This is a genomic window from uncultured Cellulomonas sp. (genome assembly GCF_947494015.1).
GTDB lineage: Bacteria > Actinomycetota > Actinomycetes > Actinomycetales > Cellulomonadaceae > Pengzhenrongella.
Genome location: NZ_CANLTL010000013.1, coordinates 87695 through 105237 on the forward strand (window position 1 = coordinate 87695; position 17543 = coordinate 105237).

The 17543-nt window shown below is 76.0% G+C and carries 14 protein-coding genes and 2 tRNA genes; 7 read left to right on the forward strand and 9 right to left on the reverse strand.

The genetic code is table 11. From position 1 onward, the window contains the following. Nucleotides 1–32 precede the first annotated feature (32 nt). Both Q0840_RS14580 and Q0840_RS14585 read right to left on the reverse strand, forming a co-directional pair. Nucleotides 33–1091 carry an aliphatic sulfonate ABC transporter substrate-binding protein gene (locus tag Q0840_RS14580; RefSeq protein WP_298460617.1) on the reverse strand — a complete coding sequence of 353 codons (1059 nt, stop codon included), beginning with the start codon at nucleotides 1089–1091 and terminating at the stop codon, nucleotides 33–35. Beyond that, complete coding sequence (locus tag Q0840_RS14585; protein ID WP_298460619.1) at nucleotides 1088–2047, reverse strand: ABC transporter ATP-binding protein; 960 nt, start codon at nucleotides 2045–2047, stop codon at nucleotides 1088–1090. Before Q0840_RS14585 ends, Q0840_RS14580 begins: the two co-directional genes overlap by 4 nt. A gap of 378 nt (nucleotides 2048–2425) precedes the next feature. Here Q0840_RS14585 and Q0840_RS14590 point away from each other — a divergent pair, with 378 nt between their 5' ends. After that, the gene (locus Q0840_RS14590; RefSeq protein WP_298460620.1) at nucleotides 2426–3868 is read left to right on the forward strand and encodes a PQQ-binding-like beta-propeller repeat protein; all 1443 of its coding nucleotides are present in this window, start codon (nucleotides 2426–2428) and stop codon (nucleotides 3866–3868) included. Between the two features lie 77 nt (nucleotides 3869–3945). Further along, entirely contained in the window at nucleotides 3946–5463 is a 1518-nt protein-coding gene (locus Q0840_RS14595; protein ID WP_298460622.1) for a PQQ-binding-like beta-propeller repeat protein, read from the forward strand. A 21-nt stretch (nucleotides 5464–5484) separates the two neighbouring features. Here the strand turns inward: Q0840_RS14595 and Q0840_RS14600 are convergent, their stop codons facing one another. From Q0840_RS14600 to cysK, 3 genes are read right to left on the reverse strand one after another with little or no spacing between them, the layout of a single operon-like run. Then, nucleotides 5485–6519, reverse strand: a complete 1035-nt coding sequence (locus tag Q0840_RS14600; protein WP_298460624.1) for an LLM class F420-dependent oxidoreductase — start codon at nucleotides 6517–6519, stop codon at nucleotides 5485–5487. Nucleotides 6520–6563: 44 nt separating this feature from the next. After that, nucleotides 6564–7148, reverse strand: a complete 585-nt coding sequence (gene epsC, locus Q0840_RS14605) for a serine O-acetyltransferase EpsC (protein ID WP_298460626.1) — start codon at nucleotides 7146–7148, stop codon at nucleotides 6564–6566. 34 nt (nucleotides 7149–7182) lie between these two features. After that, the gene (gene cysK / locus Q0840_RS14610; RefSeq protein ID WP_298460628.1) at nucleotides 7183–8118 is read right to left on the reverse strand and encodes a cysteine synthase A; all 936 of its coding nucleotides are present in this window, start codon (nucleotides 8116–8118) and stop codon (nucleotides 7183–7185) included. Between the two features lie 494 nt (nucleotides 8119–8612). Here cysK and Q0840_RS14615 point away from each other — a divergent pair, with 494 nt between their 5' ends. Further along, nucleotides 8613–9089, forward strand: a complete 477-nt coding sequence (locus Q0840_RS14615; RefSeq protein ID WP_298460630.1) for a hypothetical protein — start codon at nucleotides 8613–8615, stop codon at nucleotides 9087–9089. Between the two features lie 120 nt (nucleotides 9090–9209). Further along, nucleotides 9210–9716 (forward strand): MarR family winged helix-turn-helix transcriptional regulator, encoded by a 507-nt coding sequence (locus Q0840_RS14620; protein ID WP_298460632.1) that lies wholly within the window; start codon nucleotides 9210–9212, stop codon nucleotides 9714–9716. A gap of 9 nt (nucleotides 9717–9725) precedes the next feature. Here the strand turns inward: Q0840_RS14620 and cls are convergent, their stop codons facing one another. The 4 genes from cls to Q0840_RS14640 form a co-directional block, all read right to left on the reverse strand. Beyond that, the gene (cls, locus tag Q0840_RS14625; RefSeq protein WP_298460699.1) at nucleotides 9726–11219 is read right to left on the reverse strand and encodes a cardiolipin synthase; all 1494 of its coding nucleotides are present in this window, start codon (nucleotides 11217–11219) and stop codon (nucleotides 9726–9728) included. A gap of 82 nt (nucleotides 11220–11301) precedes the next feature. After that, a tRNA-Gly gene (locus tag Q0840_RS14630) sits at nucleotides 11302–11375 on the reverse strand. A 52-nt stretch (nucleotides 11376–11427) separates the two neighbouring features. Then, complete coding sequence (locus Q0840_RS14635; RefSeq protein ID WP_298460634.1) at nucleotides 11428–12075, reverse strand: DUF305 domain-containing protein; 648 nt, start codon at nucleotides 12073–12075, stop codon at nucleotides 11428–11430. Next, on the reverse strand, nucleotides 12072–12725 hold the full coding sequence (locus Q0840_RS14640) for a DUF3105 domain-containing protein (RefSeq protein WP_298460637.1): 654 nt from the start codon (nucleotides 12723–12725) through the stop codon (nucleotides 12072–12074). Before Q0840_RS14640 ends, Q0840_RS14635 begins: the two co-directional genes overlap by 4 nt. A gap of 178 nt (nucleotides 12726–12903) precedes the next feature. Here Q0840_RS14640 and Q0840_RS14645 point away from each other — a divergent pair. The 3 genes from Q0840_RS14645 (at nucleotide 12904) to tig (ending at nucleotide 17310) form a co-directional block, all read left to right on the forward strand. Beyond that, nucleotides 12904–12977: transfer RNA gene (locus Q0840_RS14645), tRNA-Pro, on the forward strand. 24 nt (nucleotides 12978–13001) lie between these two features. Continuing rightward, nucleotides 13002–15533: an ATP-dependent helicase HrpB gene (gene hrpB, locus Q0840_RS14650; RefSeq protein ID WP_298460639.1), complete on the forward strand. Its 2532-nt coding sequence runs from the start codon at nucleotides 13002–13004 to the stop codon at nucleotides 15531–15533. 232 nt (nucleotides 15534–15765) lie between these two features. Next, entirely contained in the window at nucleotides 15766–17310 is a 1545-nt protein-coding gene (gene tig / locus Q0840_RS14655) for a trigger factor (protein ID WP_298460641.1), read from the forward strand. Nucleotides 17311–17543: the final 233 nt, after the last annotated feature.

Below are 17543 nucleotides of genomic sequence, written 5' to 3' on the forward strand. Positions count from 1 at the left end.
CGGGCGGTGACGGCTCAGGGCCGTCGGCGAGGTCAGGAGCCGGCGATGGCGGACGGGTCCGCCTGCTCGGCCAGGCTGGGCTCGAGCAGGCTGTCGAGCGCCCGGTCGATGTCGGCCTGGCTGGCGACGTCACCGGACTCGACGAAGATCGGGCCGACGACCTCGAGCACGTCGAGCTGGGCCTGGCCGGGGACCGGGTCGACCCCGAGGTTCGTGCGCTCGATGATCACCTTCTCCGCGACCACGGGGTCGATCCCGGCGACCTCCGACAGGATCCGCACGACCTCCTCGGGGTTCTCCTGCGCCCAGGCGCGGGCCTTCTCGTAGGCGTCGACGACCACCTGGGCGAGGTCGGGGTTCTCCTCGAGGAACGACTCGGTCGCGTTGAGGAACCCGTAGGTGTTGAAGTCGATGTTGCGGTAGATCAGCTTCGAGCCGGCGGTCGCCTCGCTCGCGGCCATCAGCGGGTCCAGCCCGGCCCACGCCTGCACGCTGCCGTTCTCCAGGGCCGTCTTGCCGTCCGCGTGCTGCAGGTTCTGCACCTCCACGTCCGACAGCGCCAGGCCCGCCTCCTCCAGGGACTGCAGCAGGAAGAAGTACGGGTCGGTGCCCTTGGTCGCGGCGACGGACGTGCCCGCGAGCTGCGAGACGTCGGTGATGGAGGAGTCGGCCGGCACCACGATCGCCGACCACTCCGGCTGGGAGTAGATGTCGATCGTCTTGATCGGCGAGCCGTTGGCCCGGGCGAGCAGGGCCGCGGAGCCCGCGGTCGAGCCGACGTCGACGGCCCCGGCGCGCAGCGCCTCGTTCGCCTTGTTGGAGCCGGCGGACTGCAGCCAGGTCACCTCGACGTCGTCGCCGAGCGTCTCCTCGAGCCAGCCCTGGTCCTTGATGATGAGGCTGAGCGGGTTGTAGGTGGCGAAGTCGACCGTCAGCTCGTCGTCGCTCCACTCGCTGGTCGCGGCGGCACCCGAGGTGTCGGGGGCGGCGTCGGCGGCCTCCGCGGAGCCCTCGCCCGCGACGCAGCCGCTGAGCATCAGGGCGGCGGCGAGTGCGGTCGCGGTGAAGGTCAGGGGGCGTCGTGCGTTCATCGTGAGATCTCCGAGTCGAGGGTGGAGCGGGTGGCGTGGGGCAGGCGCGGGGCGGAGCCCGCGAGGGCGGTGTCGTGCGGTCCGGCGGGGGCTGCGGTGGGCTCGTGCTGATCCGTGCGCGCGTGCGGGTCCGTCGACGTGCGCCGGGTGTGGTGGGTGTCGACCCCGAGCCCCTCGAGGAGCTCGGCGCGCAGCTCGGCGAGGGACCCGGACGCGCGGTCGCGGGGACGGTCGCCGGGGACCTCGATGACCCGCCGGACCGACCGCGGGTCGTGGGCGGTGGGCGTGCCGAGCAGGACGACGCGGTCGGCCAGGTACAGCGCCTCCTCGACGTCGTGCGTCACGAGCAGGACGGTGGTCGGCTCGGCCGCGTGCACCTCCAGCAGCAGGTCCTGCATCTTCAGCCGGGTCAGGGCGTCCAGGGCACCGAACGGCTCGTCGAGCAGCAGCACGCCGGGGTCCCGGGCGAGCGCCCGGGCGAGGGCGGCCCGCTGCGCCATGCCGCCGGACACCTGCCGGGGACGCAGGCCGGCGCTCGCCTCGAGCCCGACCAGGTGCAGCAGCGCGTCGACGCGGGCGGCGCCGGCGGCCTTGGCCGTGCCGGCCGGCAGGCCGAGCGCGACGTTCTGGCGCAGCGTGCGCCACGGCAGCAGGCGCGGCTCCTGGAAGGCGACCGCGCAGCGCGGGTCGACCCCTCCCGCGCTCGTGCCGCCGACCAGGATCGCCCCGCGGTCGGGGTTGTCCAGCCGGCTGACCTGACGCAGCAGGGTCGACTTGCCGCAGCCGGACGGACCGATCAGCGCGACGATCTCGCCCGCCCGCAGGTCGAGCTCGACGTCGGCGAGCACGGTGCGTGCGCCGGTGGGGGTGGCGAAGGTGCGTCCGACGCCCTGCAGCGAGACGGGCAGGGCGGCGCCGGCGCCGGTGGTGGGGCGGGAGAGGCCGGTGAGCGACATGGGTGTCCTTGCCGAGGAGGGGGTGCGGGCGCTGGGGCGGCGGCGGAGCCGGGACCGGGGCGAGGCCCGGTGCCTGCGGGTAGCCGGTGCGGGCAGCTCGTGCGGGCTGCCGGTGCGGGCCGGGCGGTCAGGCGGCGCGACAGGGCCGCGGACAGCAGCCGGCCGGACCGCCCGGGGCGGGGGTCGCGGCCGGCATGAGCAGCGCCATGGTCGCGTGCGAGCGAGCCTTCATGGCGCTGCCTCCTCTCGGTATCAGATGCTGAGATAGAAAAGTTCAGCAGGTGGGAACTGGGCCGACAGTACTGCCGGATGGTGGCGGAGGCAAAGCGGTGATCGCCCAGTGGACGCGTCGGTGGACGCGCCTAGGCTGGCCGGGTGATGGCCAGGCAGCCCGGCCGGCCCCGGCCGGATCTGGTCGAGGTCGTGCTCGCCGAGGAGCCGGTGGCGGCGGGAGCACCGGTCGCCGACCAGGCCGCGGCCGGCACCGTGGCCCCCACCCGCACCCGCAGCCGCCGACGGCTCGCCGGGCTGGCCGCGGTGCTCGCGGTGGTCGTCGCCGTGCTCGGGTTCGCCGACGTCGTCGCGGAGCGTCGGGAGCGGGCGGCCCTCGCGGCCGTGGCGGACGTCCCGGGGCTGGTGCGCCCGCTGCCCGAGCCGCTCGCCGAGCTGTGGCGGCTGCCCCGTCGGTCCGGCATCACCGGGGTGCCCGGCCGCGTGGTCACCGTCCGGGACGACGCGCTGGTGGGTCTGGACGCGTCGACGGGCGAGCAGCGGTGGTCGCTGCCGACGCCGGACGGCTACGCCGGGTGCGACACCGTCCCGGCCGCCGACGGACCGGGCACGCTCCTGTGCGTGGGGGTCGGTGACGGCGGCCCCCCGGGTGCCGGTGGGCTGGTCCTGCGCCCCGTCGACGCGACCGACGGCGCGGTGGGGGACCGGATGCCGGGTCCCACGAACCTGGTGGCCGGAGCAGCGGTCGAGCAGGACGTGGTGCTGGTCGGCGTGCTGGACGGGCGGCTGACGGTCGCCCGGCACGCCCTCCCCGACGGCACCGAGCGGTGGCGTGCTCCGATGGGTGACCTCGGCCTGTCGCGTGGGCTCGGCCTGCTCGACGTGCATGGCGACTCCGCCGTCGTCGCGGTCGAGGGTGCCACGTCGGTGGTGCTGGACGCCCGGGACGGCCGCGAGGTCGGTCGCTGGGTCGGGGACACCACGGGGGCCGGAGCCGCCGTCACCCGCGTGCGGGTCGTCAGCCATCCCGGCACCGGGTTCGGCGTGTGGCCGTCGCCGGCGTCCGGGCGCTGGTACCGGCCGGACGGCACCCCGGGCGCCGCGCTGGACGGGGAGCCGGTGGACGTCGACGTCGACGACGGCAGCGCGCCCGGGGTGGTGCTCCTGCGCTCGTCGGACGGCGACCGCCTGCGTGGTGTGGACGTCGCCACCGGAAGGGTGCGCTGGGAGCGGGCGGAGCCGTCCCAGGTCCTGATGCGGATGGGCGGGCGCGTGGTGGTGGTCGGCGACGACGGAGCGATCGCGGCGTGGGACCTGCAGACCGGCGAACCGCACTGGTCGACGCCGCTCGGCGACGCCGGCGAGCCCCTGCTCACCGACCCGTTCACCGACGGGGTGCGGATCGCCGTGCCGGTCCGGTCCGGCGACGACGCGCTGCAGCTGGCGACCATCCGGCTGGCGGACGGTCGCCGGCTCTGGACCTCGCCCCTGCCGCCGGGCTCGCACACCGTGGCGGTGCTCGGGGACCGGATCGTCGTGGTGGGTCCGCTCGACGGGGACCGCATCGAGAGCGTCGCCGTCCTCGGCTGACCCGCTCCACGCCGGCGCGGCGCCACGCTCGCGCCGGCGGGGGACCGCCGGGCGACCGTCGTGCCTAGGGTGGGCCGATGGCACGGGGCGACGAGCGTCCGGTCGAGGTGGTGCTCGACGACGGACCGGCCGAGGACGGGCGCCGGACGGGACGCGGGGCCGGGCCGGGCGGCCCAGCGGGGAGTCCCGGCGGACCCGACGAGGCCGGCGCGGTCCGGCGTCGTCGACGGCGGGCGCGGTGGGTCGCGGCCGGCGTCGTGCTGGTCGTGGCGGTGCTGGCGGTGGCCGACCTGGTCGGGGAGCGCCGCGAGCGAGCCCGGCTCGAGGCGTTCTCGGACGTCCCCGGTGTGGTGGCCTCGCTCGCCGAGCCGCTCGAGGAGCGGTGGCGCACGGCGGCCACCGAGGCGGTCACCGCGGTGGGGGGCGTGCTGGTGACCGTCGACCCGCGCGAGGCAGCCGTCGTCGGCCGGGACCTGGGCTCCGGTGCGCGGCGGTGGGCCGTGCCCGTGGCCGACGGCGTCCCGGTGGACGCCGTGCAGTGCCCGCTGGTCGTCCCCGCGGGGAGCAGCACAGGCGCACGCACCGGGACAGGCGCAGGTCGCGGCGGTGGCACGGTGCTGTGCTCGGGCCTCGGTGCGGGGGGTGGCGCGACGTTCTTCGGCGGGCTGGACGCCGTGGACGTGCGCACCGGGGACCGGCTCGCGCCCGTGGAGACGCCAGGTGTCGTGACCGGGATGGGCGCCGTCGACGGCGACGTCGTCGTGGCCCAGCGGGACCCCGACGTCGCGGACGCGCTCGCCGTGTCGCGGCGCGACGTCGTCACCGGCCAGCTGCGCTGGGCGGTGCCCGTGCGCGACGTCGGCCCGATGTCGGCTTCGCTGACCTCGGGCGACCGTGCGGTCGTCGTCCTCGAGGGGTCCCGGACCGTCGTCCTGGACGCGTCCGACGGCCGCGAGCTCGCACGAGGTGCGGTGGACACCCGACCGGCCGCGGTCGGCACCCCGACCGAGACCGCCCGGGTGGTGAGCCGACCGGGCGCCGGCTTCGGCATCTGGGCGTCGCGGTACGCGGGCCGCTGGTACACGCCCGACGGCGCCGCGGGTCCCGACCTCGGGGGAGCCCCGGTCCAGCCGGACGTCGACGACGCGAGCGTGCCGGGGATCCTGCTGCTGCTCACCCGGGGCGAGGAGCGACTACGCGCGGTCGACGTGGCGACCGGGGCCTCGCTGTGGGAGCGACCGGCGCCGGCCCGCGTGCTCGTGTCGCTCGCCGGTCAGGTGGTGGTCACCGCGGACGGTCGGCTGCGGGCGCTGGACCTGCTCACCGGTGAGCCGCGATGGGACGTCGCGCTCGACCCGGGCGAGGAGCCGCAGCGCGGCGAGGCGTACACCGACGGGCTGCGGGTCGCCCTGCGCGGCACCGGTGCGGACGGGCGGCTGCGCCTGACCGCCTACGACCTGGCCGACGGCGACCGGCTGTGGCGGGCGCCGCTGCCCGCCGACGCGGACTTCCTCAGCCGTGCGGGCAACCGGGTGGCGGCCGTCGGGCGCCCCGGTGACGGGACGGGGGACAGCCTGATCGTGCTCGGCTCGTAGTCCCCGTCAGGGCGCCCTGCCTCACCCCTCGCCCAGCACGCGCGCCACCTCGGGCAGCGCTCGCGGGTCCGTCTGCACGAGCAGCGTCGTCACCGCCGTGGAGCGCCAGGCCGGCAGCTGCGCCCGGACGACGTCGGCCGGCCCGACCAGGGCGATCTCCTGCACGAGCTCGAGCGGCACCGCGGCGGCCGCCTCGGCCCGGCGACCGGCGAGGTAGTGCGCCTGCACCTCGTCGCACACGTCCCCGTAGCCGAGCCGGTCCAGCGCGTCGCGGTGGAAGTTGGCTCCCGGTGCCCCCATCCCGCCCGCGTACAGCGCGACGAACGGCCGCACGACGTCGGCGGCCCGCTCGACGTCGTCGCCGAGCACGACGGGGACGGTGGCGGTGACCTCGAAGCCCTCGGCCGGCGAGCGCGCGCCGTCCCGCCGGGCGAAGCCGTCGGCGAGGTGCTCGCGGAAGGTGGCGTCCATCCGCGGGGAGTAGAACAGCGGCAGCCAGCCGTCGGCGATCTCGGCGGCGAGGGCGATGTTGCGCGGTCCCTGCGCGGCGAGGTGGATCGGCAGGTCGGCCCGCAGCGGGTGCACGGTCGAGCGCAGCGGCTTGCCCAGCCCCGCACCACCGGGGTACGGCAGCCGGTAGAACTCCCCGTCCGCGGTCACCGGCGCCTCGCGCCGCAGTACGTCGCGCACGACTGCGACGTACTCCCGGGTCCGGGCCAGCGGGCGCGGGTACGGCTGGCCGTACCAGCCCTCCACCACCTGCGGGCCGGACGCGCCCAGGCCGAGCGTGAACCGCCCGCCCGAGAGGTGGTCGAGGGTGAGCGCGGCCATCGCCGCCGCCGTCGGGGTGCGCGCGGCCATCTGCGCGATCGCGGTGCCCAGCCGGACGCGCCGGGTGCGCGCCCCCCACCACGCGAGCGGGGTGAGGGCGTCCGAGCCGTACGCCTCGGCGGTCCACACCGAGTCGAACCCGAGATCGTCCGCCGCCACGACCGCCTCGGCGGCACCCGGGGGCGGTCCGGCCGACCAGTAGCCGGTGTGGTACCCCAGGCGCATCGCTGCCTCCGGTGTCGATGGGTCCGGCGGCCGCTGCCCGGACCTCAGATGTACATCGCCGGGTCGTCGACGTCCGCGGCATCGGGCAGCGTACGGGGCTGGGTGCGGACCCGGGCGGGCACGCCGACCGCGACCGACCCCGGCGGGACGTCGGCGATCACGACGGCGTTCGCGCCGATCTGCGCGCCGTCGCCGATCCACACCGGCCCCAGCACCTTCGCCCCCGCCCCCACCACGACGCCGTCGCCCAGGCTGGGGTGCCGTTTCCCGCGCCGCATCGCCTTGCCGCCCAGCGTCGCGCCGTGGAAGAGCACGACGTCGTCGCCGACCTCGGCGGTCTCGCCGATGACCACGCCCATGCCGTGGTCGATGAACAGGCGTCGGCCGATGCGCGCGCCGGGGTGGATCTCGATCCCGGTGGCCGCCCGCACCGCCTGCGAGAGCAGTCGGGCGGGCAGCCGCAGACCCGGCTCGCGCCACATCCGGTGCGCGACTCGGTAGCCCCAGACGGCGTGCACCCCGGGGTAGCCGAGGGCCACCTCGGCGAGCGACCGGGCGGCGGGGTCGCGCCGGACCGCCGCGTCCAGGTCCTCGCGCAGCACACCGAGGAAGCGGCGCAGTCGTGTCATGGGAGCAGTCGTGTCATCGGAGCGGGCGGCCGCGTCAGTCGAGGAGGTCGGCGTAGAGGATGGAGGACAGGTACCGCTCGCCGTAGGAGGGCACGATGACCACGATGAGCTTGCCCGCGTTCTCGGGGCGGTGGGCCACCTGGACGGCCGCGTGCACCGCCGCGCCGGACGAGAGCCCGACCAGCAGTCCCTCGCGCCGGGCGGCGTCGCGCGCGACGGCGACCGAGGTGTCGGCGTCGACGTCGATGATCTCGTCGTAGACCTCGCGGTCGAGGATCTCCGGCACGAAGTTGGCGCCGATGCCCTGGATCTTGTGCGGTCCGGGAGCGCCGCCGTTGAGGATCGGGGACTCGGCCGGCTCGACCCCGATGATCTGCACACCGGGCTTGCGCTCCTTGAGCACCTGGCCCACCCCGGTGATGGTGCCGCCGGTGCCGATGCCGGCGACCACCACGTCCACGGCGCCGTCGGTGTCGGCCCAGATCTCCTCCGCCGTCGTGCGGCGGTGGATCTCGGGGTTGGCGGCGTTGGCGAACTGGCGCGCCAGGATCGCGCCCGGGCGCTCGGCGACGATCTGCTCGGCCTGCTCGACGGCGCCCCGCATGCCGCCGGCGCCGGGGGTCAGGACCAGCTCGGCGCCGTAGGCGCGCAGCAGCGCACGGCGCTCCTTCGACATCGTCTCCGGCATCGCGAGCACGACGTCGTAGCCACGCGCCGCGCCGACCATCGCGAGCGCGATGCCGGTGTTGCCCGAGGTCGCCTCGACGATGGTGCCGCCGGGCGGCAGCTCGCCGGAGGCCTCGGCGGCGTCGATGATCGCGACGCCGATGCGGTCCTTGACCGAGCTGGCCGGGTTGTAGAACTCGAGCTTGGCCACGACGGTGGCGCCGGCGCCCTCGGTCAGTCGGTTGAGCCGGACCAGCGGGGTGTTGCCGACCAGTGCGGTGACGTCGTCATAGATGCGGGCCATGGGTCCTCTTCTCGGATGCGGAGCCGCCGGGCGGCCGGTGAGCTGGGGGTGGAACGTCGGGGCGCGGGCCGGGTGTTCCCGGGAGCCGGGAGCCGGGAGCCGGGGCCGTCGGGCTCCTGCGACCGGCGGTGCTCGTGCGCACGGCCTGCACGGGGGCGCGGTCCCCGCGGCCGTGCGGGTCTGCGGTGGGCGGGCGCGGTGGCGGGTGGGGCGAGCGCTGACCGTCGTCGCGCGGGCGGCGAGGCAGGGGTCAGCGCTCTACCGACACCGACAGCCGTGCAGCGCCCCGGTGTGCGCGGCGAGGGACCGACCCCGGTGGCAGCGGTGCACGGTGGTCCCTTCTCGCTCGTCGGTGGCGTGGCTGCGGTGACCGTATCGGCTGGGCTCGGCGGGTGCCAAGACGGCGACCGCCGCCCACCGGCGGGTCTCGGCGCACACGATCGCCGCGCCTGCGGCAGGCTGGTGCCAGCACGCCCGACGACGAAAGGCCCACCATGAAGCGAACTCTCGTGACCGCCGCCGCCGCTGCGCTGCTCCTGGGCGGGTGCGCGACCGGCGAGACCGGCCACCTGGACCCCGAGATCTACCCCGAGCTCGCCGCACCGCTGGCGGCGGGGGAGACGGTGGCCGGGCAGGTCGAGCCCGACGTCGACGACGAGCCGGACCAGGACCAGCAGGAGGCGGGGGACGACGGCGTGAACGTCGAGGTCGTGGACGCCTTCAACGAGGCGGCCGAGGAGCAGTCCTGGTACGCCGAGATCATCCGCGTCGACGTGGCGGGGGAGTCGGTGGTCGTCTCGACCCGCCTGCTGCCCGGCGACCCGGCCGTGCTGCAGGTCTGCGACACCGCCTCCGCGGTCGGCGAGAGGCTGGGGCTGACGTCGCTCAACGTCGAGGTGGTCGACATCGAGGACACCGTGCTGTCCGGGCGTGCGGCCGGCGACGAGGAGTGCGCCGTCGCGCTGAGCTGACGCCGCCGTGAGCCGACGCCGCGCGCCGGTCCGACGGTCGGCCGGGTCCCGCGGTCGGCCTCGCCCTACCGTGGACGAGCGCCCACTGTTGGATCCGCCCAACCGGTTTACGCTGCCGGCATGACCAGCGCGGCCGACGGGCCTGGCGACGGGCCTGGCGACGACGACGCGGCTCGGCGGGTGGCGGCAGCACTGGCGGTCAACGACGCGCTCGGTCGGGTGCTGCGGTGGGCCGGCCGCGGTGACGTCCGGCGTGACCTGCTCGGCCCCGCCGGGGCGGAGCTGACGCTCACGGACTCCTGGCTGCTCACCGCCGTCCACGACCGGCAACCGGTGCGGGCGTCGGACCTGGCGACGTGGCAGGGCGTCGACCGGTCGACGATCACGACCCAGGTCCGCCGTCTGGAGGACCGCGGACTGGTCGCCCGGACGCCCGAGCCCGGGGACCGCCGCGCGTTCGCGCTGACGCTCACCCCGCGCGGCGCCCAGGTGCACCGGCGGATCACCCTCGCGGGTGCGACCGTGCTCGACCGGGCACTCGCGGGGTGGGACCCCGCCGCCCGCGAGGCACTGGCCGCCGCGCTGGGCAGGCTGGCCGAAGGCCTCGAGCACCGCGACGGCCCCTGAGCGCGGGGCTCACTGCACGGCGGAGGTCAGCCGGGCCAGGCCGTCCACCACCCGGTGGGCGAACGACTGCCGCGACCACTCGGCCAGCGTGAGCTCGCGGGACACGGCGCGGTAGGAGTCCTCGAGCGCGCGCAGCTGGTCGGCGAACGCGCGGCCGCACGTCATGACCGAGACCTCGAGCGCGAGCACGAACGAGCGCATGTCCATGTTGGAGGACCCGACCACGGTGACGTCGTCGTCGACCGTCAGGTGCTTGGCGTGCAGGATCGACGGGGCCGGGTAGAGGTACACCCGGACGCCGGCCTCCAGCAGCGCCCGGTAGTAGGAGTGCTGGGCGTGGAAGACCACCCGCTGGTCGCCGACCTCGCCGACGAACATCTCCACGGCGACGCCGCGCCGCGCCGCGGTGGTGATCGCCATCAGCAGCGACTCGTCGGGCACGAAGTACGGGCTGGTGATGCTCAGCCGGCGCTCCGCGCGGTAGATCAGGGTGTTGAACAGCACGAGGTTGTTCTCGACCTCGAAGCCGGGGCCGCTGGGCACCACCTGGCACAGCAGGTCCCCGGCCGCCCGCACGCCCTGCGGATCGCGCGTCGTGGCGAGCACCTCGTCGGTCTCGCTGAACCAGTCGGTGACGAAGAGGGCGTCCACCTCGTGCACCGCGGGCCCCTGCAGCCGGACCAGCAGGTCCCGCCACACCAGGCCCCGACGCCGGTTGGCCGCCCGGTTGTAGCTGGGGTCGATCATGTTGAGCGACCCCAGGAAGGCCACCTCGCCGTCGACGACGACGAGCTTGCGGTGGTTGCGCAGGTCCGGGCGCTGGTAGCGGCCCCGCAGCGGCTGGACCGGGAGCATCAGGTGCCACTCGACCCCGATCCGGTCGAGCTCGGCGAGGGTCGCGCGGTGGCCGCCGTACCCCCGCGAACCGAGGTGGTCGAGCAGCACCCGGACCTGCACACCGCGCCGGATGGCGTCGGCGAGGGCCGCGAAGAACGGCGCCGTCGTGGTGTCCAGGCACAGGATGTAGAACTCGACGTGCACGTAGCGCCGCGCCCCGGCCACGGCCTCGACGAGGGCGGCGAGCTGGTCGCCCGACCCGGTCAGCAGGTGCGCGTCGTTGCCGCCGAGCATCGGCATGGCCCCGAGCGTGCGGTTCAGGCCGGCCACCGAGGCGAGCCACTGCGGCGCGCCCGGGTGCCCGCCGGGCGGGTCGAGCTCCGGGGGGACGTCGCGTGCCCGGGCGCCGATCCGGGCGTTCATGGTCCGTTGCTTGCCCTGGCGTCGGCGCGGCAGCCGGGGGCTGCCGATGACCGCGAAGAACAGCGCCCCGGCGACGGGCACGAGCACGAACAGCAGGATCCAGGCGAGCGCCGAGGAGGGGCGTCGTCCGTGCGGAACGACGACCAGGGCGAGGCCGAGCAGCAGCAGCTCGACGACGACGAACGCCCCGGTGGTCCATGCCCCGGCCGTCCACGCCCCGAAGGACCACCCCTCCAGGACCACCGACCGCACCCCTCGTCCTCATCGCGCTGCACCGGGCGCCGGAGGCATCGCGGGCCGACGTCGTGCCCGGCGACCCGGCGGGTGGAGCGGGTGACGAGAATCGAACTCGCGTAGCCAGTTTGGAAGACTGGGGCTCTACCATTGAGCTACACCCGCGCGACCGGCACGGCCGGTCAGCGGGACCAGGGTAGCGGGTCCGCCGGCGGGGTCAGGCCACCGGGCCGCCGCGCTCGGCGAGCATCGACTCGAGCACGGTGATCTCGGCCTGCTGCGACCGCACGATGGCGTCCGCGAGGGTCCGGACCTGCGGCGCGGTCACCTGGTCCAGGGCCATCTCGGCCATCTCCACCCCGCCCTGGTGGTGCGGGATCATCAGCTGCAGGTAGAGGCGCTCGGCCTCCTCGCCCTGCGCCGCGGTCAGGCGGGCCAGGTCCTCGTCGCTGACCCAGCCCGGCATGGCGGCGAACCCGGTCGCCCCGTCGGCTTCGTCGGACGCCGTCATCGCGTGGCCGTGGTCCCCGGTGACCCACGCCATGGGCGGGCGGCTCGCGGACTGCGGCAGTCCCCAGGTGGCCAGCCAGCCGGCCATCTGCCCGGCCTGGTTCTGCTGGGTGAGCATGATGTCCTGAGCGAGCAGCCGGACCTCCTCGTCGTCGGTGCGGTCCCGCACCAACCGGGACAGCTCGACGGCCTGGCTGTGGTGCGCCTGCATGTCGCGCGCGAAGCCGGCCTCGGCCGAGGTGTCGGCCGGGACGGCCAGCACGGAGGGCCGGTTCAGCACCGAGCCGACCAGCACACCGACGGCGAGCGCCGTCACGGTCAGCAGGGCGACGACGGCGACCAGGCGCCGACTCACTCCGGCGTCCCGACACCGCCGGAGCAGGCCGCGCCGGGCTCCGGCGTCTGCTCCCCGCGCACGTACTTGCGGACGAAGGCGTCCAGGCGCTCGTCGGACGCGTCCTCGAGCTGCAGCTGCAGGCCCCACGCGCTGGCGACGACGGGGCTGGGCAGGCCCTCGTACGGGGACACGAGCACGTAGTTGTTGGACGCCGCCCGCGCCTCGAGCGCCTCGACCTCGTCGGCCGGCAGCTCGGGGTCGTAGGTGATCCACACGGCGCCGTGCTCCAGGGAGTGCACCGCGTTGACGTTCTGGACCGGCTCGGAGTACACCCCGCAGTTCTGCCAGACCGGGTTGTGGTCGCCGCCGACCGGCGGGACCTGCTCGTACTCGACCGGGGTCTGGACGTGGGTGCTGGCGAGGTCGGTGAACGTCTGGACGTCCTCGATGTCCTGCCCGGCGAGCTCCTCGATCCGGTCCTCCTCGGCGGAGTTGCGGGCGTTCTGCTGCAGCACGACGACCAGCGTCACGGCCACCAGGGCGAGCACGACGACGCCGACGATCGCGGCGATGATCGACGTCCGCCGACGCTCGGCCTTGCGCTGGGCGGCCTGCATGGCCGCGACTCGGGCCTTGCGCTCGGCGGTGTCGGCCTTGCGGTTGCTCACGTCGGGTGCTCCTAGGGGTGGGCCGGCTCGCGGCGCTCGAGTGGTCGCGGAGAGTGCTCCTGTGCCTGCGAACGCGCCGGGGCCCGGGACGGTTCCCGGCGCGACGGCACGTCCTGGCACCACGACGGTAGCGCCCACGCCAGGGCCGACGTGCACGGCGACTAGACTCGCCGGGCCACGGGCTGTGGCGCAGGTTGGTAGCGCGCTCGGTTTGGGACCGAGAGGTCGCGGGTTCGAATCCCGCCAGCCCGACACTGCACCGACGAAGGGCCCGCGGTGACCGACGACGCGCTGCGGCGCCTGCTCCGCGAGCCGCCCGACCTGCCCGTCGGCGCAGCGCTGCCGCGTCTGGTCGGCGCGGTGGCCGAGCGCGGCACGGCCGTGCTGCTCGCACCGCCCGGAGCCGGGAAGACCACCCTCGTGCCGCCGGCGCTGGCGGCCGAGATCGACGGACGCGTCGTCGTCACCCAGCCGCGGCGCCTGGCGGTGCGGGCCGCCGCGCGCCGGCTCGCCGCACTGCTCGGCGAGCCGGTCGGGGCGACGGTCGGCTACGCCGTGCGCGGGGACCACCGCAGCGGCCCCGGCACCCGGGTCGAGGTGGTCACCACCGGGCTTCTCCTGCGCCGGCTGCAGGCCGACCCCGAGCTGCCGGGGGTGGGCGCCGTCGTGCTCGACGAGGTCCACGAGCGGCACCTGGACGCCGACCTGTGCCTCGCGCTGATGGTCGACGTGCGCAGTCACCTGCGCGAGCTCCCCGTGGTCGCGATGTCGGCGACGCTCGACGCGGACCAGACGGCTGCCGTCCTCGGCGGCGGGGCGCCGTCGCCCGTGGTCGAGGCGCCCGCGTCGCTGCACCCCGTCGAGCGGGTGTGGGCCCCACCGCCCCGCGGCGTCCTGGCGCAGGACGACCGGGGTGTGACCCCGGCGTTCCTCGACCACGTCGCGGCATGCACCCGCCGGGCGCTGCGCGAGCGTGCCGGTGACGTGCTGGTGTTCGTCCCGGGGGCCGGTGAGGTCGCCGGGGTGGTGCGCCGGCTGGGTGGTGCCGGCGCCGACGTGCGCCCGCTGCACGGTCGGCTGAGCCCTGACGAGCAGGACCTCGCCCTGACCGCCGGACCGCGCCGTCGGGTCGTCGTCGCGACCGCGGTGGCCGAGTCCTCGCTCACCGTCCCCGGTGTGCGGGTCGTCGTCGACGCCGGGCTGGCGCGCGAGCCGCGGACCGACCACCGCCGGGGCCTGGCCGGGCTGGTCACGGTCCGGGTCAGCCGGTCCGGTGCGACCCAGCGCGCCGGGCGGGCCGGACGCCAGGGTCCGGGCGCGGTGTACCGCTGCTGGTCGCCGGCCGACCACGCCCGCCTGGAGCCGCAGCCCCGACCCGAGATCGCCACCGCCGACCTGACCGCCTTCGCCCTGGAGCTGGCCTGCTGGGGCAGCCCCGACGGCGCCGACCTGGCCCTGCTGGACCGCCCCCCGGCGGCCGCCCTGACGCTGGCGCGCGGCACCCTCGCCGCCCTCGGGGCGGTCGACGCCCACGGCGCCGTGACCGCCCGTGGCCGGGTGATCGCGGGCCTGGGCACCGACCCGCGGCTCGCCCGCGCCCTGCTCGACGCGGCCCCGCTGGTCGGCGCGCGGCGCGCGGCCGAGGTGGTCGCGCTGCTGGGCGAGGACGTGCGGGCACCCGGCGGCGACCTGACCGCGTCGCTGCGGGACCTGCGCCGCGGCGGCCCTGGTGCCGCCGCGTGGGCGCAGGCGACCCGCCGGCTGCTGGCGGCCCTGCCCCGCGGCGACGGCGGCGCGTCGCCCGGACGCCAGGTGCTGGACGACGACCACGCCGTCGGGCTGGTCGTCGCCCTGGCCCACCCGGACCGTGTCGCGCGGCTGCGGGCCGGTGGCGCGACCTACCTCATGGCCTCGGGGACCGGGGCGGTGCTGCCGCCCGGGGCGTCCGCGCTGGCCGGCGCGCCGTGGCTGGCGGTGGCCGACGCCGACCGGTCGGCGGGCCGGCGCGACGCCACGGTCCGTTCCGCCGCGCCGCTGGACGAGGACCTGGCCCGCCGGGCCGCGCCCGCGCTGCTGGCCGAGCAGGACGTGGTGGAGTGGGTCGACGGCCGCGTGGTCGCCCGGCGCACCACGACGCTCGGCGCGATCGAGCTGGCCGGCGCCACCCTCACCCGCCCGGACCCCGCGCTCGTCGCCGAGGCGGTGCGCGCCGGCCTGGAGCGCGACGGCGTCGCCGTCCTGCCGTGGTCGCCCGCGGCCACCGCGCTGCGCCGGCGCCTCGCCTTCCTGCACACGGCCCTCGGCGAGCCGTGGCCGGACGTGTCCGACGACGCCCTGGCGTCCGACCTCGCGGCGTGGCTCGGACCCGAGCTGTCCCGGGTGCGCCGCGCCGACGACCTGCGCCGCCTCGACCTCGTCGCGGCGCTGCGCCGCCTCCTGCCCTGGCCGGCCGCCGCGCGGCTCGACGAGCTCGCCCCCGAGCGCGTCACCGTGCCCAGCGGCAGCAGCGTGCGCGTCGACTACGGGCCCGACCAGCCCGTGCTCGCCGTCCGGCTGCAGGAGACGTTCGGGTGGCGCCGCACGCCGCGGCTCGCCGCGGGACGGGTGCCGCTGCTGCTCCACCTGCTCTCACCGGCCGGCCGGCCGGCCGCGGTGACCGCCGACCTGGAGTCGTTCTGGCGCACCGGCTACCCGCAGGTGCGTGCCGAGCTGCGCGGCCGGTACCCCAAGCACGCCTGGCCCGAGGACCCGGCCACCGAGCCGCCCACCCGGGGCGTGCGGCGACCACCGGGCGGCACGCGCCGTTGACGGGCGCTCGCGCCGGACCCCACCGACGCTTTGGCGGCCGCGTGGCACCGTGGCGTAGCATCGACGCCGTTGCGCGAGCGGCGTGAGCCTGCCCGCACGCGCCCGCCGCGGATCGCGGCGGCCGCCAGAGGGGCCGCTGCGACGCCAGAGCTGACACCAGACCTGACGCGAGACCTCGTGACCTGCGGCCGGCACCCCGGCCCACCACCCCGAGCAGTTGGAGACCACTGAAGTGAAGAGCGCCGTCGAGTCCGTGGACGCCACCAAGGTCAAGCTGACCGTCGAGGTGACGTACGACGAGCTCAAGCCCAGCATCGACCATGCCTACTCCCACATCGGGAGCCAGGTCACGGTCCCCGGCTTCCGCAAGGGCAAGGTGCCGCCGCGCATCATCGACCAGCGTGTGGGCCGCGGTGCGGTGCTCGAGCACGCCATCAACGACGGCATGCAGTCCTTCTACTCGGGAGCCGTCCGGGAGAACGCGCTGCGCCCGCTGGGCCAGCCGCAGATCGAGATCACGCAGGTGCCGGACCTCTCCGACACCTCCACCTCGCTGCACTTCACCGCCGAGGTCGAGGTCCGTCCGGAGATCGAGCTGCCCGCGCTGGACGGCATCGCCCTCACCGTCGACGACGTCGAGGTGTCCGACGAGGACGTCACCGGCCGCCTGGACGCGCTGCGCGAGCGCTTCGGCACGCTGGTCGGCGTCGACCGCCCGGCGGCCGAGGGCGACTTCGTCGTGCTGGACCTGACCGCGACCGTCGGTGGCGAGCCCGTCGACTCGGTCAGCGGCGTGAGCTACCAGATCGGCTCGGGCAACATGCTCGAGGGCCTGGACGAGGCGCTGACCGGCCTGTCGGCGGGGGAGAGCACCACGTTCTCCGCGCCGCTGGCCGGTGGTGAGCACGAGGGCGAGCAGGCCGACATCTCGGTCACCGCGACCTCGGTCAAGCAGCGCGACCTGCCCGCCGCCGACGACGACTTCGCCCAGCTCGCCAGCGAGTTCGACACCCTCGACGAGCTGACCGCCGACCTGCGCGAGCAGGCCGCCGGCGCGAAGACCTCCGCCCAGGCGGTGCAGGCGCGCGACCTGCTGCTCGAGCAGCTGCTCGCCGCGGTCGAGATCCCGGTGCCGGCCGGTGTCGTGGAGGCCGAGGTGCACCGCCACCTGGAGTCCGAGAGCCGGCTCGAGGACGACGAGCACCGCACCGAGGTCGCCGAGCAGGCCGCCACCGCGCTGAAGAACCAGATCCTCCTGGACACCCTGGCGGAGAAGCTCGAGGTCCGGGTGGACCAGAACGAGCTGCTCGAGTACCTGGTCAGCGCGTCCCGCCAGTACGGCATGGACCCCAACACCTTCATCAAGACGGTGGACGAGCAGGGCCAGGTCCCGGCGATGGTCGCCGAGGTCGCCCGCTCCAAGGCGCTCGCGCTCGCCCTGCGCCAGGTCACCGTGACCGACGGCAGCGGTGCGGCGGTCGACCTGAGCGAGTTCATCGGCTCCGACGAGGAGGACGCGGCGGCCGAGGCGGCGACGGTCGACGACGCGGTCGCCCAGGTGCAGGCCGCCGTCGACGAGGCTGCCGCCGCGCAGGCGACCGACGCCGGGGAGCCGGCCACCGCCCAGGAGCCGGCCGCCGAGCCCGCCACCGAGCCCGCCACCAAGCCGGCCGAGGCGCCCAAGAAGGCCACCAAGCCGCGGGCCAGCCGGGCGAAGGCCACCAAGGCCACCGACAGCGCCAAGGCCACCGACGCCGCCGAGGCCACCGAGGCCTGATCGGCCGCGCGCCGCGGGCGTGCCCGGGCACCACGGGGCCCCGTACCGCACCTGCGGTACGGGGCCCCGGCCGTGCACCGGGCAGCACGCCGACGGGCCGCCTGCGCCAACAGCGAAAAGCGCTCACCGGCGAGCGGGCGCGTCAGCGGCCCGGGTTAGGGTCGCTGCACAACGCAGGTACCCGGCGGCGCCCACGCGCCCGGGTACGAGAAGCAGCAAGACGAGGGAGCTGT

What these genes read in the sequence shown, in the direction of transcription:
- Q0840_RS14580 (WP_298460617.1), bottom strand. Translation starts at nt 1,091, where the DNA reads ATGAACGCACGACGCCCCCTGACCTTCACCGCGACCGCACTCGCCGCC.
- Q0840_RS14585 (WP_298460619.1), bottom strand. Translation starts at nt 2,047, where the DNA reads ATGTCGCTCACCGGCCTCTCCCGCCCCACCACCGGCGCCGGCGCCGCC.
- Q0840_RS14590 (WP_298460620.1), top strand. Translation starts at nt 2,426, where the DNA reads ATGGCCAGGCAGCCCGGCCGGCCCCGGCCGGATCTGGTCGAGGTCGTG.
- Q0840_RS14595 (WP_298460622.1), top strand. Translation starts at nt 3,946, where the DNA reads ATGGCACGGGGCGACGAGCGTCCGGTCGAGGTGGTGCTCGACGACGGA.
- Q0840_RS14600 (WP_298460624.1), bottom strand. Translation starts at nt 6,519, where the DNA reads ATGCGCCTGGGGTACCACACCGGCTACTGGTCGGCCGGACCGCCCCCG.
- epsC (WP_298460626.1), bottom strand. Translation starts at nt 7,148, where the DNA reads ATGACACGACTGCGCCGCTTCCTCGGTGTGCTGCGCGAGGACCTGGAC.
- cysK (WP_298460628.1), bottom strand. Translation starts at nt 8,118, where the DNA reads ATGGCCCGCATCTATGACGACGTCACCGCACTGGTCGGCAACACCCCG.
- Q0840_RS14615 (WP_298460630.1), top strand. Translation starts at nt 8,613, where the DNA reads ATGAAGCGAACTCTCGTGACCGCCGCCGCCGCTGCGCTGCTCCTGGGC.
- Q0840_RS14620 (WP_298460632.1), top strand. Translation starts at nt 9,210, where the DNA reads ATGACCAGCGCGGCCGACGGGCCTGGCGACGGGCCTGGCGACGACGAC.